Raw genomic sequence first — 19,475 nt, 5'->3', positions numbered from 1 at the left:
TACCTCTATCGGCTATGAGATCAGGGCTCTTTGCCTCAGCGTTACTTGAAGGTTACTCGCACCACAACAGACAGTGTTTCTTCCGGGCCCAGGCTGCTCAGATCCTTTCCCGAAGCCTGCCAGCGATAGATCGCGTTCATGAGCGGATCGTCCACGTTCGGATTCCCCGTCGCCGAGCCGTTGATGAATTCCGCCCGCTTCACGCGACCCGTTCGCTGAAACGAGATGCGCACGAGCGTATCGCGAGGCGGCGCCGTGAGCAGAGTTGTGTTCGTGAAATCGGCGCGACGCGTGCGGATGTTCAACCCTCGACCCGCCTGCACACGGCCGTCGCGCATGGGCGTTTCGACGATCTCTTTCGTGAAAGCTTCGGACTCGCGATCGGATCGAATTCCCTTTTGCTTCGATTGTCCGCCGGTCGCGGGGGTGGGCTGTGAATCCGGAGTCGCGTTTGACGACGGGGCTGCTTCACTGGGAGAAACTTCCTCATTCGAAGTTGGCGCCGCGGGAGCCATATCTTTCGACGGCGACGTTTCGTCGCGCTCTTTGAGGGGGTTCGCCGCCGCGACTTCCTTCACTTCCTTGTCTGCCTCACCTTTCTGATCGTCGGCGCTCATTTTCGCCGACTCGTTTTCGCGGACTTCGCCTTCTCGCTCTTCACCGGGTTTGGCTTCGGGCTTTTCCGGCTTGTCGTCTACGACTCCGTCGGGCTTGGGCGCCTCGACCGGCTTGACCGCATCCGGGCGGGCACCCTCAACTGATTTCTCAATCCCCGCGCGCGGAGCGAGCGGATCAGGATTGTCAGACTTTTCACCGGCCTGCCCAACTGTGGGAGAGGCTTGAGCGGGTGCACTGCGCGCCGGGGCTGGCGCTGCTTCCTCTGCCTTTTTCGGCGTCGCGTCTTCCGCGAGTTTTTCTGTTGCGGGCTTTTCTGCCGGGGCCTTCTCGGCCTGGGGCTGGTCCGGGGAAGGCGGGTGCAGATCCATCAGGTCCGGCGGCTTCGACGCGGCGGGCGATGCGCTCGAACTTGCTGTCGGCGCCGTTTGACCCGAACCTGGGGTGCCCGGGCTGCCCGGCGAAGCAGCCCCGGGGTTGCCGGGATCAAGAGTCATCGCCGCCTGATTGGTTTCACCCTGACGACCCGAAGGCGAGTCGCCTTCCAAGAAACCGAGCCAGGTATCGCTGTCGATTTGCGAATTGTCGATGCCGAATTTCACATCGCGATCCTGAGGTTTTTCCTTCGGGATCGGTGGCGGTCTCGTCGGATCCTCGGGCGGCTGGGGCTGCTCCAACTGGCGCAATTGATGGGGTAAGCCGGTCACCGGCTTGAGCGAGGCCAGCGAGACCCGAACATGTGATGGGTCGATTTTGACGTGCTGGAGCCCGATCAGCGCAGCGATATGCGCGCAGGCCGAAATCGCGAGCCCGATCAGAAAAGACGTGTTTGTCCGGCTCTCAGCCATCGTGTGCGGAATAGGGCGAGAACGTGATCTGCAAAATGGTACGCGTCGGATCGCCCGAGAGGTTCACCCGAATATCGCCCAGACTCCCGCTTCGATCATCGCGCCGGCCGAACGTAACTCTTTCCCGCCCATCCGGTTGGAATGCCGGTCCGCAGGTTTGCCGCGGCACGCCGCAGGAGCGCAGCGAGTTGCAGGCTGCCGACGGGCCACCAGAGCAAAATCGCGACGCGCTTCCACCAACGAGCAACGCCTCCAAGGACCAGAAAGCGATGGATCGCGCCGGCCCACACGACAAGCCCGAGGATTGCAACCCCGGCGGAAATCGCAAAGAGCCACGGCCACGGCGAAAGGCGCTGCGCCAGCACGACCAGCGAACCGGCCAAACCAAGCAAACAACCAACCGGCTCGAGGAATCCGCGCACGGTGGTTCCGATCGACCAGTTGCGCAGCCGGCGCGGTTTGCGCTTGGCGGCTTCGATGAATATCCGAGTCCAGCCGCGCTCGAACGCGATCGGATCTGGATACATCCTGCACGTGAGCATGCGGCCCGCGCGGATGACGTGCACTTTGAGCTTCTCGCGCCACAGCGCCCGCGCCATCGCAAGGTCTTCCAGCAATTCTTCGCGGAATGCCGCGTGCGTGCCGATCGCTTCGTACGCGCTCCTCCGGATCAGGATGAATTGGCCGTTTGCAAACGGCCGGCGCCGGTGTTCGCGGCTGGCTTTTCTGGGGGGATAGCGCACGAGAAGTTCCATTGAGGCCGGCGCCTGAATCCGGCGCTCAAAGCCCCGATCGAACGTCAGCGTGCTGAGCAGCGTGAGTGCATCCAGCCCGCGGTGTTCGAGCAGGTGAACGCACGAACGGATGCAGGTTCGATCGAACACCGTGTCGGCATCGGCGAACAGGAGCAGTTGATCGGGCGCGAGCGTGCGGGACACGAGCGCCGAATGGATCGCGTGCACTTTCCCGGCCCAGTCGCGCGGGCACTCCGAAACCTCGACAATCTCAAATCGTTCATCCGAATTGATCGTGTCGAGCGCGACGGAAAGCGTGTTGTCGGTGCAGCGATCAAGCGCGAGCGCCACGCGAAAATTGGGGTAGTCTTGCCCGCGCAAGGAAGAGATCAGTCCGGCGATGACGCTCTGCTCGTTGTGCGCCGGCACCACCACGATCACCGGCGGGTGCGGCACACCGATGCCGATGCCGTCTTCGGCGCTTCCCAGCGCCGCTTCGGTTCGATTCATCGCGGCGAGCGCAAAGCCCCACCAGAGAATCGCGCCGACCGCGGGCACCGCCAGCAGGCCGGCAATTGTGATATGGAACCACATGCCCATCCCACAGAGCCTAGCAGGCTGTTGAAAAACTCCAACCAGTCGCAATTTCGAACCGCCATCTACCCTCGCGACCCGGGTCTGAGGGCCAGAAAGTTGTCTGCAATGCGTCGGCGCAGTAGGCACAATCAGAATTTCAACAGCCTGCTAGCGGTGCAAAGTGAACGGGGATTTGCGGGCGCGTTACGCTCGGAGCTCGATGCAAAAGTCACATCGCCGTTCCGCCCCACGCCTGGTTGTTCTCTCGACGCGCGCCGCGCGCGATATCGACCGCCGCTGCGCAGCGCATTTCGGCATCTCGACGCTCGTGCTCATGGAAAACGCGGCGGTCAACGTCGCCGCAGCGGTCCAGCTTCTGACGCAAGAAATGAAGGCTCCTCGAGTCCTGTTCGTCGCGGGAACCGGGAACAACGGGGGAGACGCTCTCGCGGCGGCACGACACACCTCGAACTCGGGCGCGGAGGTTTCGATTCTTCTTGTCGGGAATCCGGCAAGGCTTTCGCCCGAAGCGGCGATTCAATACAAGACGTGCCGCGCGATGAAACTCCCGATCTCGATCGCAAAGCACGCGCTCGAGCCCGCCCTGCGCTCAGCGCGGATGCACCTGGGCCGATTGGTGCCCGATGTGGTCGTCGACGGGCTCTTCGGCACCGGACTTTCGCGGCCCGCCGAGGGAAACGCGCAATTGGCGATCCGTGCGATCAACGATTTCGCAAAGCGCGGATCGCGCGTTTTCGCGATCGACATCCCAAGCGGGCTCGACGCGGGAACCGGCAAAGTACTCGGCGATGCCGTTTTCGCGGACGTGACGGTGACTTTCGTTGCGCTGAAAGAGGGGATGCTTATGCCGGAGGCGATCGAACATCTCGGGCGAGTGATTGTTGCCGACATCGGCGTGCCGCGGGTCTTGATCGAGCGTCTGGGGCGCAGGGTCGGCGGGGGCCGCTCCGCGAATAAGTGAAAGCGCGTCTGGTGGTGCGATTTGACTTCGCCCCGGCGGCGACCACGATTGAGCATATTGTGTCCCGGAGGCGGTATGGCCGTTCGCATGGAATTGAGCCGCATCCTGATCCGCGAGCTGAACGACATGCAGCTCATCGAGTTGCGGGAGGTCGCGCCGGAAGGCGCGGATCAGTCGGACGTTCGCTCGTTCCCGATTGTCATCGGGCTTCCCGAGGCGACGGCGATCGAGCGCCGGCTCAAGGGGATCCAGATCAAGCGTCCCCAGACACACGACCTTCTCGCGAACGTGATCGGCAACATGGGCGGCGAGCTGGTGTCGATCACGATCAACGATCTTTCCGATCACACATTCTTTGCGACACTGGACGTGAAGTCGGGGGATGGACAGATGCTCCACATCGACAGCCGCCCGAGCGACGCGATCGCGCTCGGTGTTGCCGAGGGCGTTCCGATTTATGTCGAGGAGCATGTTCTCGAGGCGGCGAGCAAGGACCCCGAACTCGAGTCGCTGGATGACGACTCGAGCGAAGAGGACGACGAGTGAGCGACGCGCCGCAGCCTCCCCGAACACAAGTGCCGGATGGCGATCCGCACGTCGCGCCGGTCGTATACGTCACGTCAGATATTCCCGGAGTCGGGGGCGTAATCAAGCAGCGCCCCGAAGACTTTCTGGTTGACGAGACCGCGGCGTATCAGCCCTCGGGCGCCGGCGAGCACATCTACCTCTACGTTGAGAAAAGGAATCTCTCGACTCTGGAAGCGGCGCGGATACTTGCTTCGCACTTCGGGGTCGCTCCGGATTCGGTCGGCTTTGCGGGCATGAAAGATCGCGTGGCGATCACGCGGCAACTCTTCTCGGTTCACGCCCCCGGCAAGACGCCCGAAGATTTTCCTCAGCTCGTGCACGACCGATTGCAGATCCAGTGGGCCGACCTGCACACCAACAAGATCCGGCTCGGTCACCTCACGGGGAACCGGTTCAGCATCCGCATCCGGAGCGCCGGCGTCGGCCGGGTTCGAGACGCCAAGGCGAGCCTCGACCGTCTGGTTGCATTCGGACTGCCGAACCGGTTCGGACCGCAGCGATTCGGAAGAACGCTGAACAATCACCTGATCGGGCGCGCGTTGATCTGTGCTGACTTTGACGAGGCGATCAGGCTGCTGATTGCGCCTGAGCGTGCGACGACGCCGGCGCATACGAAAGCCAAGGAATTGTTTCTGGCCGGAAAATACAGCGAAGCGCTCGCGGAATTGCCTCACACTTCCTACTCCGAACGGAGCGTGCTTCGCGCCCTTTCGAAGGGCGTTCGGGCGTCGCGGGCGATCAAGACGCTTGATCGGTCCACGCTGCGGTTTTTCCTTTCCGCGTTTCAATCCGCCGCATTCAACAGTGTCCTGGACGAGCGGCTGCGAGCCGGAACACTGAACGAATTGCACGCCGGCGATGTTGCGTTCAAGCACGACAGCCGCGCTTGCTTCGACGTGGACAGCGCGGTCGCATCCGATCCTTCGACGCCGGAGCGGCTGCGCGCATTCGAAATCAGCGCGAGCGGACCGATGTGGAGCGGGAAAATGAGGCGCGCGGGTGGAGCAACGGATGAAGCGGAATTGCGATCGCTCGAGAATCTGGGAGTGACAATCGCACAACTTCAGTCATTCGAAAAGAGCGCCGGGCAACTGATCGAGGGAGCCCGCCGGCCGCTACGGGTTCCGCTGACTTTTCCGGAGATCGAAGCGGGATCGGACGAGCACGGCGAGTACATCCGCGTGGCGTTCGATCTGCCGCGCGGAGCATTCGCAACGGTCGCGCTCGAAGAAATCATGAAAGCCGGGCGCGCCGGCGACGCAGAGCCATCGGACGAGGAGGACGAGTGAGCGTTGCTTCGAGCAACATACGGTGTGTGTGCTTCGATTGGGGCGGCGTGATCCTGCGTTTCTGCCGCAGTTTTGAAGAGGGTGTCCGCGCCGCGGGACTCGATCTCCGAGAAGGCGCGATCGCGCCGGAAGCGATTCTCGCACGCCGGGGCCTCGCAAATCGGTATTCGCGGGGCGAGTTGACCACGGAGCAATTCCTTGCCGAAGCGTGCCGCGCGACTTCGGGCATCTACTCGGAGGCGGAACTCGAGCGGATCAATCACGCCTGGCTGATCGAGGAATACCCGGGTGTGGACGCGATCGTGGATGAGTTGAACACGTTGCCGCAACTCGAGACGGCGCTGCTCTCGAACACAACCGCGATCCATTGGGAGCGACAACAGCCCCACCGCTCGCTCGCGATTCCGCACTTTCCGACTGCAGCCAGGCTGCGCCATCGACACGCAAGCCACCTGCTCGGGCTTCTCAAGCCGGACGACGCGATCTACGCGGCATTCGAACGCGAAACCGGCTTTGCGGGAGACTCGATCGTGTTCTTTGACGATCTCGAAGAAAACGTGCAAGCGGCACGGGCGAGGGGCTGGTGCGCGATTCGCATCGACCACGCGGGCGACACGGCTGCCCAGATCCGCGCGGCGCTACGCGACCTTCGAATTCTCTAAGTCCGCACCACTCAAATTCGATCAATCGCAATATCGAGTTCGGCCGTTCGGGGCTGCAGACACTCTGTGCCGCTGCATGCCTGGAAGGTCACTGCCAACAGAGGCTTGCCTTTCCACTCTCCATCGAGTTCGACCGCGACTTCGAATTCGATGCGGCCGTCGTACACCCGAGGCGCTCCGATCACCTCGCGCGCGACCGTGTACGGCGAGCCCGCCGGATAATCGGCGTACACCCTGATCCCGCTTCCGCCCACCGTGTGAACGCGCAGCGGCAGCAAGCCTCGCGCTTCGGACTTGGGGTCATCAACCCACGGATCCCCCGCGATGACGTGATAACCCTCGGCAATCTGGAGTACGAGTGTCATCGAGGCCGGCGTGTCCGGCCCGACCGCGAGCCGTTCCTCGGAGGCATAGATCTCGACGGGCGTGAAGCTCTCTTCTCGCTCAGTTTTCTGCCCCGGTGCTCCGCGCATCATCGCTACAAGACTGGTTTCTTTCCAACTTGCATCGGTCAGGACTCGAAGGAGCGCTCGCGCCGCGCTCGCGATTCCCAGCGGCATCTCAACGAGCGGAGCAACGATTCCGGAGAAGAGACCGGCGGCGCGATCTTCCCGCCGGAGTGAGAGCAGATTGTGGAATTGCACCGACGTGCCGCTCGGTATCGCACCGTCATGCGTGGATCTCGCTCGCACAAACAGATTGCCCGCCCCATCTTCAACATCAAAGTAGACGCCCGCGCCGTCAGCAAACAGCTCGTGCGCTTTCTCTGCGAGGCGTGCCGCGGCATCGCCGAACTTGCGGGATTCCGCCGAATCCGGCACGGCCGCCGATAGTTCGAGTAACCCCGCAATCACAAACGCGTAGTCCTCGAGATAGCCGGCGCCGCTCGATGTGCCAAGTCGCGTTGAACGCGCAAGCCTGCCGTCCGACAGGACCATGCTGTTGAGGACGAAGTCCGCCGCGGCAACCGACGCGGCGACGAACCGCGGCTCCTGCAGCGCCGCGCCCGCAGTCGCTAGTGCGCCGATCATCAACCCGTTCCATGAGGCGAGGACTTTGTCGTCGAGGTGCGGCTGGCGGCGGGCCGCGCGGATCGTTCGAAGCCTTTGCCGAATTCGGCCCAAACGGGCGTGAAACTCATCCGGTTCCATTCCGAGTGTTCGCGCGACGCGATCGGCCCGGTCGCCCAGCCGGAGAACGCTGCGTGCGGGCTCGCTTGGATGGTGCGGATCTTTGAAATTCGGGCCGGCATCCATCGACAGCACTTTGGTCGCGAACGCCGCGTCTTCAGCATTCAATGCGGCGCGAACGTCATCGAGCGTCCACACGTAATTGAGGCCTTCGCGCCCGTCGACCTCGGCATCCTGCGCGGACGCGAAACCGCCTCCGGGCTGCGACATCTCGCGCAGCACATATTCGCAAGTCTCGCGCGCGATCCGCGCGTATTCACCGTCCGAGTAGGCGAGAGAAGCTCGGGCGTAAACGCGCGCGAGAAGCGCATTGTCGTAGAGCATTTTCTCGAAGTGAGGCACGGTCCAGTGCGCATCCACGCTGTAGCGATGGAAGCCGCCCCCGAGATGGTCGTAGATGCCGCCGATCATCATCCGGTCGAGCGTGAAGCGGAGCGACTGGTCGATCGCGTCCTTCGTCGCCGGCGATCCCGAGTTCTCGCGTGCATCGAGCAGAAGCTCGAGAAACACCGGTTGCGGAAACTTCGGTGCGCCCCCGAACCCACCCTGATTCCGGTCGAACATGCGGAGCAGGCCCGAAACAGCTTCGGTGACAGCGCCGACGCCGTCAATCGACCCCACTGCCCGCACAGGCTTCATGCGTTCTCGAACGATCCCCGCGATCTGCTCCGCCTGATTCAGCACCTCATCGCGTTGTGTCTTGTAGGCCTCGCTGATATTGACAAGCACCTGCGGAAAGGCCGGCACGCCAAGCCCCGGGCGCGCGGCCGGAGGAAAATACGTGCCGCACCAAAACGGCCGGAGCGAGCCCGGTTCGAGGAAGCAATTCATCGGCCAGCCGCCGTGACCGGTCATCACCTGCGTCGCGGTCATGTAGATGTCATCCACATCGGGCCGTTCCTCGCGATCGACTTTGATGCAAACAAATCGCTCGTTCATCACAGAGGCGATGGATTCATTCTCGAAACTCTCGCGCTCCATGACATGGCACCAGTAGCAAGTTGAATAGCCGATGCTGAGAAAAATCGGCACGTCGCGGCGCCGCGCGGCTTCAAAGGCTTCGCCTCCCCACGGGTACCAGTCCACCGGGTTGCGGGCGTGCTGGAGCAGATAGGGGCTGGTGCTCGCCGCCAGCCGATTTTGACGGCGCGATCCGGCCGTATTTGGGCTCGAAGATGTCATCGCTGAAGTGTTGGAGCGCCCCCGAGATGAGGAAGCGCTCGAAATGGAGAAGCGCTAGCGCTTCGAAGCGTTGGGACGGCCCAGGGGCTTAACTACCAGCGTGATGACGCTGCGGCCTTCGAGGGCATCCCGCCGGGCGAGAGCCGCGACGCCGCTCTCGGGTTGGTGGCGGCCGCTGAGCTCTTTCCGCGGCACTCCCGTGAGTACTCGCATCGCGGTGAGCCCCGAACGAAGAACGGCATCAACGGGTGCCGCGGTCAGCGAAAGGGTCATCGTTGCATCGATCAGCCGCACCTCGTCGTCGCCAGCATCCGACGCCATGTCTTCGCGGAGCGCATCAAACTCCATCGAATACGCGCGGGCCGCGTGCTCGATTTCGGCGAGCGAATCGCGATCGAGCGGCTCGGCGCTGTCGCGGTAGAGGTCGCGCACGGCTCCCGAGAGGGCCTCGCGCAACTCCGACAGCGGCTCGTGCAGCTCCTTGCGGTAGATCATCAGCCGCCGCGCGTCGGCCTGCACCACGCCGGGAATCGCGATCGTGACGACCCGCCGGCACAGCTTTTCTTCGGCGCGCTGAGCGACCGAAGTCGGATGGGCGCGCATGACCATCAAAGAGTTGCGGCAGGCAAAGCGATCGAGCGCGGCGCTCATGGGCAGGCTGACGCCGGGGTCCGGTCCGCCCTTCAAGAGGTCGTGGGAAACGGCGTCGAGGTATCTCTTCTCGTCGTCGAAGAGATCTTCGTGCAGCAGCGCTCGAAGCGGCGTGAAGCGGTCGTCGTTTGCGAGCGCGCCGAATACATGGTGGATGTCGCCCGAGGCGTCCGTATCCCGAAACGCCGAACAGACGACGCCGGATTCCCACAGCGGCGTGCTCCATCGCCATGAATCCATGAAGCGGAGATAGCCGGGAGACATCGTGACAGCGCGCCCCAAGCTTTCCCGATCAGAGCCGGAAAGCGGCGAAGGAATGAACGTCACCACGCGCTCGGCGAGGAGCAATGCCGCCATCGCCGGCGGTTCCTTCGTGGTCAGGTGATATGGACTCAGAACGACGTTCATGGATGGCAATTCAACGCGGCCACGCAGCGATCTTCGACAATGCAGGCGGAAAACTCGTGCGAATTCGGCAGAACTTCGCCCGGGTGCGCCGCGTATCGGTTCGGGTGGATCAGGCGCGGTAGCCGCGCGGGTGGGCGGAGAACCATTTCCACGCCGTCTCGACAATTTCTTCAAGTTTTGTAAAACGGGGCGACCACCCGAGCCGCGCGCTGGCGTTCATTGGGTTCGCGAAGAGTTGTGCCGGATCGCCCTCACGCCTGGGCGCGGCCTCCACCTTGATGGTGCGACCGGTCACGCGCTGTGCCGCGTCGATTATTTCTCTGTTCGAGATGCCCCGCCCCAAGCCAAGATTCAGCATGACCGTTTCACCCGGCGAGATCCGCTCCAGCGCTCTCACGTGCGCGTCGGCAATGTCGCAAACATGCGCGTAGTCGCGTACGCACGTTCCATCCGGAGTCGGATAGTCGGTCCCGAAGAGTTTCATGCTCGGCCGATCCGACATCGCGGCCCGCAGCACGACCGGGAGCAGATGCAATTCGGGTTCGTGATCTTCGCCGAGTTCGCCGCGCGGCTCGCAGCCCGCGACATTGAAATAGCGAAGGCACGTGAGCGCTGCTTTTTCACCGTCCATCGCGAGCGCCGCGACCACATCCTGCAGAATCTGTTCGCCGATGAGCTTGGTGCGCCCGTACGGACTGAGCGGCGCGAGTGGCGCGGATTCATGAAGAGGGATCAGGTTCTCCGGCGGCTGCCCGTACACCGAGCAACTCGACGAGTACACGATGCGCGTGACGCGGCGCTTGCGGATCGCCTCCGCCAGCGGGATCATCGCCCCGACGTTGTTGCGGTAGTACAGCACAGGGTCTGCGGCGGATTCTCCGACGTTCGCGAACGCCGCAAAGTGCATGACGGCATCGACGCCTCCATCGAACGCGCGGTCGAGTGCCGCGGGATCGCCTGTATCACCCTGAATGAACGCAAGCCGACCCGGCGCCCGTCGCGCGAGAATCTCAACAGCGGCTTTGTGTCCGCGCGAAAGATTGTCGAGGATGCTGACCGAATGTCCGGCATTCAGAAGCGCGTCGCACGCGTGCGATCCGATGTAGCCCGCGCCTCCTGTCACCAGCACTCTCACGTTGCTTCACTCCCATTACACGCCCAAGTGGCCCCTGTCCATTCTCTCTATCGACAGAATCGAGGCCTTTTCTCACACCGTTGACGCTCTCTTGCCCCAGCCCCCGACGTATCTGGTCGGCGACGAGCGTCTCGCAACCGCGAGCGACCCGGCGAGCAAGAGGAGCCCTGCGACGATCATGAGCACGCTGAGCCATTGGCCGCGGGACAGACCCAAAACCCTTTGCACGGTCAGCTGTGCGTCGGGCAGACGCCAGAACTCCGTCGCGACGCGCAGAACGCCATAAATAATCAGGAACCACGAAGCGACAACGCCGGAAACTCGGGGCTTTCGCCAGATGAGCATCAGCGTTACCCAGAGCACGATTCCCTCGGCGAACGCCTGGTAGAGCTGCGACGGATGGCGCGAGGAGATGACCGGCGCGAGTTCCGCAGCAACCCGCCGGCCCGCTTCGCCGCCACGCTGCAATTGGTCGAGCACGCGCTGGTACGCCTGCTCGAAGCCGTCGGTCGGTAGCGCGTGCTTCAGAATGAGGGTGTCGAGCGCGTGCTGCTGCTCGATCGTGAGCGGCGGCCGGTGCCCGCCCTGGCTCATCGGCGTCGAGAGCACTTCCTGCGGAAATTGAACAGTCCACCAGGGGCCCTTCTCGCTAGGCATCGCCACAACCTTGCCAAGCAATTCGCCGTTGATGAAATTCGCGATCCGTCCGAAGAAGAGTCCCGGCGGCGCCGCGACCGACATCACGTCGAGCACGTGGAGCATCGAGCACTTGCCCACAATATTGCCCGATTGACCTCTGAAACCGCGCGAGATCCACCAGCTCGCGATGATCACCCCCGCGATGCCGCCGTGGCTCGCCATGCCGCCCTTGTTGAGCGCAAAGAGCCCCCACCACGGAAACGAAGAGGAGAAGTTCGTAAAGAGCTGCGGGTCGTAAAATAGCGCGTAGCCGAGGCGCCCCCCAACCACCACTCCGAGGATGAGCCATGTCATCGCGTCGGCAACGCGGTCCTTCGGAATGAGGATCAGGTTTCGTGCCGCGAGCGTTCGCATGAACAGATACGCAACCAGAAAACCCGCGGCATATGACAACCCATACCAGCGCAGCCCAAATCCATCGGAGACTTTGATCGCGAAAGGGCTGAGATCGTGCAGCCAGGAAGCCAGCGTCGGCATTGGCCGAGAGTGTAGCGAGCGCTACTTCGCATCGACGCCGTAGAAACGGCGGCTGTTCTCGTTGATCTGCCGGTGGAACTGCTCCCAGTCTTCCGATCGCGTCGCCGCGACAGATCGCGCCGTCACGCTCGACATCCAGGGCTCGCACGGACGCACCCCGCGATGCGGATCGGGCGAGAGAAACGGTGCATCGGTCTCGATCATGATGCGATCCGCCGGAACCAGCCGGATCGCCTCGCGCACGTCCTCGGCATTGCGATACGTCGCGACGCCTGTGATCGATACCATCGCGCCAAAGTCGAGAAGAGCACGCATCTCGCGCGCCCCCCCGGTAAAGCAGTGGAAAACGAACTTCCCGGGGTCGAACGCCGCGCGCTTCAAGATCGGAATGAGATCATCAAACGCCTCGCGGCAATGCAGCACGATCGGCTTGTCGAGCCCATCCCTCTTCCACTTCGAAAGGTGCGCGAGCTGCGCCTCCAGCACCTCGCGCTGCAGGCTGCGCACGGGCCTGTCGTAGTGATTGTCGAGTCCGAGCTCCCCCCACGCGACGCATCGCGGCGAGGATGCCACACGCTTCAGGTTCTCCCATTCGTGCGGCCCCTTGTCACTGTACAGCGGATGGACTCCCGAAGAGCACCAGACATTCGGGAAAGCCTCCGCGATCTCGAGCGCCTGCAGGCAGTCATGGGTCGTCGTCGAAATCGTGATGCAGCCGGTCACGCCGTGCTCCGCCGCTTTCGCGAGCACGCTCGGAATCCGCCCGCGAAAATCCGGGAACGTGAGATGACAATGCGTGTCGATCACACGCTCAGCGTAGGAGAACCAGACCCCTCGACTGCATCGCGCGCGCACGAACTAAACTCGGTCGATGACCACACCGCATTTGCCCAAGCTACCCGCACGAGATCCGCACGGACACAAGGGGACCTTCGGCACCGTCGCCCTGATCGGCGGGTGCGCCGACGACCGCGCCCGCATGATCGGCGCGCCCGCGATCGCATCGCTCGCGGCACTACGAGCCGGCGCGGGGCTCGCACGCGTGCTCTGCCCGTCGCCGATTCTGAACGAGGTCATCGCAATCAATCCCTCTGCAACCGGCGTCGCGCTCCCGACAGGGCCCGGAGGCGCTCTCGTGCCGCACGAAGCCGCGGAAGTCTTCGACACCTACACCCAGAGCGCCGACTCGATCGTCATCGGCCCGGGCCTGGGTTGGAATACCGGCCCGCTCGATCCGCTCGCCGAAGGCACTCGCGCGATCGTGCTCCGCGCCATCCTCCACGCCGACGTGCCGCTCGTGATCGATGCCGATGCCCTCACCGCGCTCGCGGCAACTCCCGACTTCGCCCGCGACTTCCGCGCCGCGGCAATCCTGACTCCTCACCCCGGCGAGCACAGACGCCTCGCGACCGCATTATCGCTCCCGCTCGCCGGCGACGACGACGCAAGCCGCCTTGCCGCGTGCGAAGCGCTCGCACGGCGCATCGGTTGTATCGTGGTTCTCAAAGGGGCCGGCACGGTCGTCAGCGACGGTCAGCAGTCGTGGAAGTGCGAGCACGGTCACGCGTGCCTCGCGACCGCCGGAACAGGCGACGTACTGAGCGGTCTGCTTGGCGGCCTGCTTGCCCAGCACGCAAAGCCCGCAGCCCGCCCGCGTTTATCGCTTTTCGAAGTCGCCTGCATCGGCGTGCAGGCGCACGCGCTTGCGGGAGAATTGTGGGCGAAGGAAAATGCGCAGGCCGGGCTCGTCGCAAAGGAACTCACGAACCTGCTGCCGACCGTGCTCGACAGAATGCGAAAGTGAAACCGGACGCGGGAGGGATTTGCTTACTCTTCGATCTCGAGCTTCCGCGGCATCACGCTCGAAACCAGCCGGATCGTCGGCGCCGACAGTTCTGTATGCAGCTGCGTGTCGTTGGTGTCGGCCGGCTGAACTGTCAGATCAAGCGTGGCGCGCCGCAATCGCGGGCCGATGTCGTATTCGAGCGTGAACTTGACGTCGGTGACTCCCTGCAGCAGCGGCTGATCTTGCGTATCGGTCAGCGTTTCGTTCACGTATGTCTTCTGCACCATGTAGAGCGTGTAGGGCCCCTGCTCTCCGGTCTTCGGGTCGCGACGCTCGACACGCACGATCTTCTTGGTCAGCGTGTTCTCGTCGTAATACGACACGAACTCGAGAGAAGTGCTGATGACGGGGTTCTGGCTCTTCGCGAGCACGTCGGCCGGATACGGGCCGAACTGATCGCCCGTGCGGACCATGGTGAGCAACCGATGCATCACGATGCGCGAGACGACGTGCGTGGAGGCTGCGTCGGTCGTGAACTTGTACGCGCGGAACGAAGCGTGCAACGCGGTCATCGTCGCGGCGAGCAGCGTGCCGGTGATCGTGAGCGCGATCAGCATTTCAACGAGGCTGAACGCGCGTTGTGTGCGGGGCTTCAAGGCTTGCCCTCCCTGTACGTCAGCGGCAGCGCGGTGAACTGCAGCGGGAGCATAATGCCGTCGGGCAGTGTCATCTGCGGGTTGAGCCGCAATTGAATCCGCCCGTAGCCGTAGAACGGAACCGCTGTGGCGCCCGCGTTGATCTGAGCCAGCGTGGGAGTGGCGGGCGGAACGAGATCGGGCAAGCCGTCGCCGTTCAGATCCCAACCCACGATCCTCTGGCCATTGACGATCGGCAGGGTGGAAGGATCGATACCTTCCTTTTCGCCGTCGGCCGCCCCGAAATAGCCGACGCTGAGGTTGAAGTCCGCCGGGTTGCCGACGGCGTTTCCGCCGACGTCGATGAGCGGCGCCACGCCGGGCTGAGGGTTGAATGTCATCAGCAGAGCTCCGTCGACGGTGACGTTGCCGCGAAGGTCCATGAGGCCCGCGATGATCGCACCCTGGAGATGGATGTCCTGATCGGGCGGCGCGTTGAAGTTTCCGACGTCGACGGAGTAGTTGGGCAGGATCATGCTGCTCTTGTTGATTTCGGCGAGCTGCGCATCGGTCGGGTTGTAGTTCGGATCATCGGGCGCCGAAGGGTTCTTCGTCGTGAACTTGGTCTTGCCCGTGAATTGCACCTTGTTTCGGATGTTGGTGAAGACAGTCGGATTGTCGCTCACGACCGAGCCCACGATCGTGCAATCGTGAAAACGGACGTTGTTGCTCAGCGGCTTGGTGTTGACGATGCGCTTGCCGCCGACGACGAGCGGGTTGGCGAGCGCCGAATAACCGGTCGTGAGCGCCACCTGATCGGAAGGAATGTCCGCCTTGTCGAGCGGAGTCGAAGCGATGAGCAGCGCCTGATTGGGAGGAACCGCGGTCGATGGGAGCATCGTCGGATACTTGGTACCCGCGTAGACCGAACGTGCTGGTGAGACACCCGGGAAACCGTCTCCCTGAATGGTCATCAATCCGTAGCTGGACCACAGCGGGTGAGTGTTATCCACAGTTGTTTTCACCAGCGTCACGCCGATGAAGGTGCAGTTGACGAACAGCGCGTTCGTTCCGACAGGAATGACCGGGCTCTTGAACACCATGTTCTGGTAGACGGGTCGGTAGTAGATGTCGGTGCACGACGGCGAGTTGAAGGGCATCTTCTCCCAATACGCGGTCGTGTAGTTGTCGGGGCGCCCGTCGTTGTCGTTGTCGGGGTCGAGCCGCTCGAATCGCGGGCTCGTGGACGAACGAGGCTTGAGTTCGACGTACGTCGCAAGCGATGCGGCACTGACGCCGAGATTCGTCGCGACCTGCGTGTTGAACGCGGTCCCGTTCGCAAGGGTTGCCAACACGGCTTGTTGCGCGCTGAACACCGCATCCGAAGGATTCGGGAGAATATTGTCCGAGGCGCCGAAGGTCTGCGCTGCTTTGCCGGCGCCGGGAACGATGGAGCCTTGCACCTGATTCGCGACGGCGCCCTGCGCGGCCGTCCAGGCCGACTGCGTGGTCTTGTAGATCACTCGGCCGCCCACCTTCGCGTAGCGGTCCTTCTTGTCGATGTAACCGTCCCGCCATCCGAGCGTGACATCGTCCATATCCGCGATGGTCTCGCCCTTGTCCCACTTTCCGTTCAGATTCGCGTCGTTGTAGCCGTAGACGCCGTTGACATTCCGATCAGGAATCGCGGAATCGATGAGGAGCGCGAGGTCGTCGTCGAGTGTGAATTCCGGCGTCTCGCTCTCCGCGGGCGTGCCGAGTGTCAGCGCCTTGGAAAGCGCGAGCCGTCCGTCGCCGTTCTTGTCAAAGTGCTTGACGAAGATGGAAAAGTCATCGATGTACCCGTTGTCGAGGATGTCAAGAAACGCGTTACTCGCTTTTCCGCTGCCGTCGTAGTCCTTGCTGTTGGACGGAATCCCCAGCGATTCGATCGGGTGATTGACGCGCAGGCGGTTGTCGCCGTCGGTGTCGTACGCGACGACGCCGGTGAAGAAATCCTTGAGTTTCAGGTCGAGAATCGGATCGATCCCAAGAAAATCGGAGCGCATTGTCAGCGGCTCGCCGTTGGGCTTGTCCACCTGTGTAAACCGGCAGCCCAGATCGCCGCTCACCATCACGTTTCGCCCGAGCATCACGCGCGTCGGGCTCACGATCGCCTGCTTGACGCGCTTGCTGAGCTCGAAGTCCTGCATGATCGTTCGGGAGAGCGGCTGGCCCGCACGCGTATAGCCGAAGTCAAAGCCGGTCACGATCGCGCGGACCGTTCTGCCATCCACCAGCGGGGCGTACGTCACGGAAAACCCGAGCGTGGGTTTGCCGCCGGCTCCCGCCGGATCGACGCCGACGACCGGCGTGTACAACCAGCCGGTCTTTGCGTACACGGCCTGGTCCGCGCCGCTGATGGCGTTGCCGAGTGTCGGCTGCGAGACTCCCACGCCCGTCACGACGTTCTGATCGCACGCGTGACGATTGGCGACCGCCTGGGCAATCCCTGACGGGGTGGACGATTCGGGGTACGAAGTCAGGGGAGACTGAACCTGCACGGTGCCGGCGTTGCTCGTGTTGCCGTTCCACAGTTCCGAAGCGAGCGAGCCCGTGATATCGCTCTTGCTGATGATGAAGCGCTGCGCCGCCTCGTGCAGGCGCGCGGACGCGATGGTGAGCCCGGTTTCGGCGGCTCCCAGCGCGCGGACCACGTGCACGTGGGTCGCGGCCGTACGGATGTTTCCCTTGCTGGCGATCGCCATCGCGGCCGCGAGCGAACCGAAGAGGATCAGAAACATCATCGCGAGAATCGAAGCGACGCCCCGCTCACGCGTCGACGATCTCCTTTGCTTCATGCGAGGAGGCCGCTTGCTCGTCGATCGGATTGTTGAGGTCGGTTTCATGGATTCGGTCCTGCCTCGACTTGCCATCTCGCGCCGCAAACGGGAAAGGATTGCCGCGGGTTCTGTCCGCGCAATCTCGAAACTTGCTACGGCGTAATCCAGATCAGCCGGGTCACCTCAACCGGCTGCGTGTCGTACGTGTCCTGGTGAGTCACAACCACAGTGACCCGGAGCGGAAACTGATCGATCGCGACGCCCGGGTCGTTCCCCGACGGCGAAACGAAATAGCCCTTGGAGCGCACGGTCGCGAAGTTCAGCGGGTCCACTTTCTCGACCGTCACCGATTGCGCCCAGCCTTCGAGAGCCTTTGGCGCGCCGTTCCCGTCAAGCTGCGCGACGCCGCTCGAGTCGATCATCGGAACCACCGTTCCGTCCGCCGAAACCGGCCCCGGCATGTTTCCGTCGCGCCCGAAGATCTTCCCGTCGAAATCTGTGAGGCAGTTGAAGTCACGCACGATGATCTTTTCGGATCCGGCGCCCCATCCGATGACGGTGTTGTTCGCCCCGCCGCTCAGTCCGAGCACCGGATCGTACTTCGGTAGGTGCCGCGTCAGCTCACGCACCTCGTTCGCCAGCAGCGCGCCGGTCGCGGCGCGGCTAGACCAGTTGTTCTGCTCGATGAACGAACGCTGCGCATCGATGAACGCGAGAACGCCGACGCCGATCACGATCAGCGCAAGGCTTGTCTCGATCAGGGTGAATCCGCGCCGTCTGCGCGGGCGATTCGATCGAGTTGCGAGAGATCGGGCGCTGCGCATGGCGGAGTGTCTCCCTCGCCGCCGCACGCGCGCCGTGCGTGCGGCATTCCTCCATGAACTATCGGATATTCATTTGACGATCTGGCTCATCTTGAAGATGGGCAGGATGATTGCCATGGCGATGAATCCGACAATGACGCCCATGACGAGGATCATGATGGGTTCGATAAGGCTTGTGACGGCCTTGATGTTGTCCTTCAGCGCCTTCGAGTAGAACACGCTGATCTCGTCGAGCACCTCGCCGAGCTTACCGGACTCTTCGCCCGCCGCGATCATCTGGCTCACCGCCCGCGGCAGCAACGGATCCTTTGTCAGCGTGCCGGTGATCTTCTTGCCCTGCTTGACGTTGGAATAGACCTTCTTCCACATCGCGTGGTAGAGCTGATTGCCGCTGATCTCGCCCGTGATCGCCAGCGTGTCGAGCATCGGAACGCCCGCGTTGATGAGCTGCCCCATGGTCTGGAGCGAGCGGCTGATGTAGAGCGAGCGGAACATCGAGCGCACGATCGGGATCGTCAGCTTCAGCTTGTCCACCCAGAAGCGCCCGATGTCCGTGCGTGTGAACGCGAAACCGCCTCCGAGCACAATCGCGAGGCCGGCGAGCAAGTAAGGCCAGTTCGCCACGATGAACTTCGAGAAGTTCATAAGAAACGTCGTCGCCCACGGAAGCACGTCTTCCTTGCCCTCGAACACCGCGTAGAACTTCGGGAGCACGAACGTGAGCAGGAACACCGTCACGGCGACGGCGAGCGTGCCGATGACGCCTGGATAGATCGCGGCGCCAACAACCATCTTGCGCGTCTCGATCTGCTGGGCGATATAGCCCGCGATGCGGTCGAGCATCTTCGCGAAGCTGCCCGACATTTCCGAGGCCCGCGTCATGTTGATGTAGAGCGGGTTGAACAGCTTGGGGTGCTTGGCGATCGCTTCCGAGAACTGCTTGCCCGCTTCCACGTCGTTCTTGAGGGTGATGATCACCTTCTTGAATCCCGCGTGCTGCGTCTGCTCCGCGATGCCTTCGAGAGCCGAACGGAGGTTGATGCCGGCGCGGATCATCACCGCGAGCTGCGTCGTAAAATCGAGCACATGTTTCTGTGTCGGCTTGCCCGCGTTCAATTCACGGAACTTGTCCAGCAGATTTGCCGCCTGCTCCGTGCCCATCGCCGCCGAAACGCTCAACACATGCGAACCCTGGTTGCGCAAGATCGCCGCGGCACTCGTCGCGGAGTCCGCCGCGACCACGCCGGAAGTGATCTGACCCTGGGCCGTTCTGACTTGGTAGCGGTAGTTGGGCATATTTGAAGGGCACTGGGAACTAGCCACTAGGCACTAGTACCGGGTGAACGCGAGTTTCGAACAGGCCGCCTGGCTT

The 19,475-nt window shown here is 62.9% G+C and carries 16 protein-coding genes; 5 read left to right on the top strand and 11 right to left on the bottom strand.

Going from position 1 to position 19,475, the window contains the following annotated elements; genetic code table 11:
* Positions 1-41 precede the first annotated feature (41 nt).
* Positions 42-1,463, bottom strand: a complete 1,422-nt coding sequence (locus tag KF691_05120) for a hypothetical protein (protein ID MBX3388817.1) — start codon at positions 1,461-1,463, stop codon at positions 42-44.
* Positions 1,464-1,558: 95 nt separating this feature from the next.
* Complete coding sequence (locus KF691_05115) at positions 1,559-2,791, bottom strand: glycosyltransferase (GenBank protein ID MBX3388816.1); 1,233 nt, start codon at positions 2,789-2,791, stop codon at positions 1,559-1,561.
* Positions 2,792-2,993: 202 nt separating this feature from the next.
* On the opposite strand from KF691_05115, the gene KF691_05110 reads away from it, so the two are divergent.
* From KF691_05110 to KF691_05095, 4 genes are all read left to right on the top strand, one after another.
* The gene (locus KF691_05110) at positions 2,994-3,755 is read left to right on the top strand and encodes an NAD(P)H-hydrate epimerase (GenBank protein ID MBX3388815.1); all 762 of its coding nucleotides are present in this window, start codon (positions 2,994-2,996) and stop codon (positions 3,753-3,755) included.
* Between the two features lie 75 nt (positions 3,756-3,830).
* A complete protein-coding gene (locus KF691_05105; GenBank protein MBX3388814.1) occupies positions 3,831-4,301 on the top strand; it encodes a bifunctional nuclease family protein in 471 nt (156 codons plus the stop codon).
* Complete coding sequence (gene truD / locus KF691_05100) at positions 4,298-5,632, top strand: tRNA pseudouridine(13) synthase TruD (protein ID MBX3388813.1); 1,335 nt, start codon at positions 4,298-4,300, stop codon at positions 5,630-5,632. The genes KF691_05105 and truD overlap by 4 nt, the downstream gene beginning before the upstream one ends.
* Positions 5,629-6,294 (top strand): HAD-IA family hydrolase, encoded by a 666-nt coding sequence (locus KF691_05095; protein ID MBX3388812.1) that lies wholly within the window; start codon positions 5,629-5,631, stop codon positions 6,292-6,294. The genes truD and KF691_05095 overlap by 4 nt, the downstream gene beginning before the upstream one ends.
* An 11-nt stretch (positions 6,295-6,305) precedes the next feature.
* Here KF691_05095 and KF691_05090 read toward each other — a convergent pair whose 3' ends face one another.
* From KF691_05090 to KF691_05070, 5 genes are all read right to left on the bottom strand, one after another.
* Complete coding sequence (locus KF691_05090; GenBank protein MBX3388811.1) at positions 6,306-8,666, bottom strand: thioredoxin domain-containing protein; 2,361 nt, start codon at positions 8,664-8,666, stop codon at positions 6,306-6,308.
* A gap of 54 nt (positions 8,667-8,720) precedes the next feature.
* Complete coding sequence (locus KF691_05085; protein ID MBX3388810.1) at positions 8,721-9,725, bottom strand: hypothetical protein; 1,005 nt, start codon at positions 9,723-9,725, stop codon at positions 8,721-8,723.
* 109 nt (positions 9,726-9,834) lie between these two features.
* A complete protein-coding gene (galE, locus tag KF691_05080) occupies positions 9,835-10,860 on the bottom strand; it encodes a UDP-glucose 4-epimerase GalE (GenBank protein ID MBX3388809.1) in 1,026 nt (341 codons plus the stop codon).
* 72 nt (positions 10,861-10,932) lie between these two features.
* Complete coding sequence (lgt, locus tag KF691_05075) at positions 10,933-12,036, bottom strand: prolipoprotein diacylglyceryl transferase (GenBank protein ID MBX3388808.1); 1,104 nt, start codon at positions 12,034-12,036, stop codon at positions 10,933-10,935.
* 21 nt (positions 12,037-12,057) lie between these two features.
* On the bottom strand, positions 12,058-12,843 hold the full coding sequence (locus tag KF691_05070; GenBank protein MBX3388807.1) for a TatD family hydrolase: 786 nt from the start codon (positions 12,841-12,843) through the stop codon (positions 12,058-12,060).
* Between the two features lie 64 nt (positions 12,844-12,907).
* Here KF691_05070 and KF691_05065 point away from each other — a divergent pair, with 64 nt between their 5' ends.
* Positions 12,908-13,840 (top strand): NAD(P)H-hydrate dehydratase, encoded by a 933-nt coding sequence (locus KF691_05065; GenBank protein ID MBX3388806.1) that lies wholly within the window; start codon positions 12,908-12,910, stop codon positions 13,838-13,840.
* A gap of 23 nt (positions 13,841-13,863) precedes the next feature.
* On the opposite strand, the gene KF691_05060 is transcribed toward KF691_05065, so the two are convergent.
* The 4 genes from KF691_05060 to KF691_05045 form a co-directional block, all read right to left on the bottom strand.
* Positions 13,864-14,478, bottom strand: coding sequence for a type II secretion system protein (locus tag KF691_05060; GenBank protein ID MBX3388805.1), 615 nt, complete (start codon positions 14,476-14,478; stop codon positions 13,864-13,866).
* Positions 14,475-17,345 (bottom strand): hypothetical protein, encoded by a 2,871-nt coding sequence (locus tag KF691_05055; protein MBX3388804.1) that lies wholly within the window; start codon positions 17,343-17,345, stop codon positions 14,475-14,477. The genes KF691_05060 and KF691_05055 overlap by 4 nt, the downstream gene beginning before the upstream one ends.
* Before the next feature lie 86 nt (positions 17,346-17,431).
* Complete coding sequence (locus KF691_05050; GenBank protein ID MBX3388803.1) at positions 17,432-18,103, bottom strand: prepilin-type N-terminal cleavage/methylation domain-containing protein; 672 nt, start codon at positions 18,101-18,103, stop codon at positions 17,432-17,434.
* A 69-nt stretch (positions 18,104-18,172) separates the two neighbouring features.
* A complete protein-coding gene (locus KF691_05045; protein ID MBX3388802.1) occupies positions 18,173-19,399 on the bottom strand; it encodes a type II secretion system F family protein in 1,227 nt (408 codons plus the stop codon).
* Between the last annotated feature and the right edge of the window lie 76 nt (positions 19,400-19,475).

The organism is Phycisphaeraceae bacterium, from assembly GCA_019636555.1.
Taxonomy (GTDB): domain Bacteria; phylum Planctomycetota; class Phycisphaerae; order Phycisphaerales; family UBA1924; genus JAFEBO01.
Note: the sequence above shows the minus strand (reverse complement) of the source record. Positions and strands in the feature narration are given on the sequence as shown.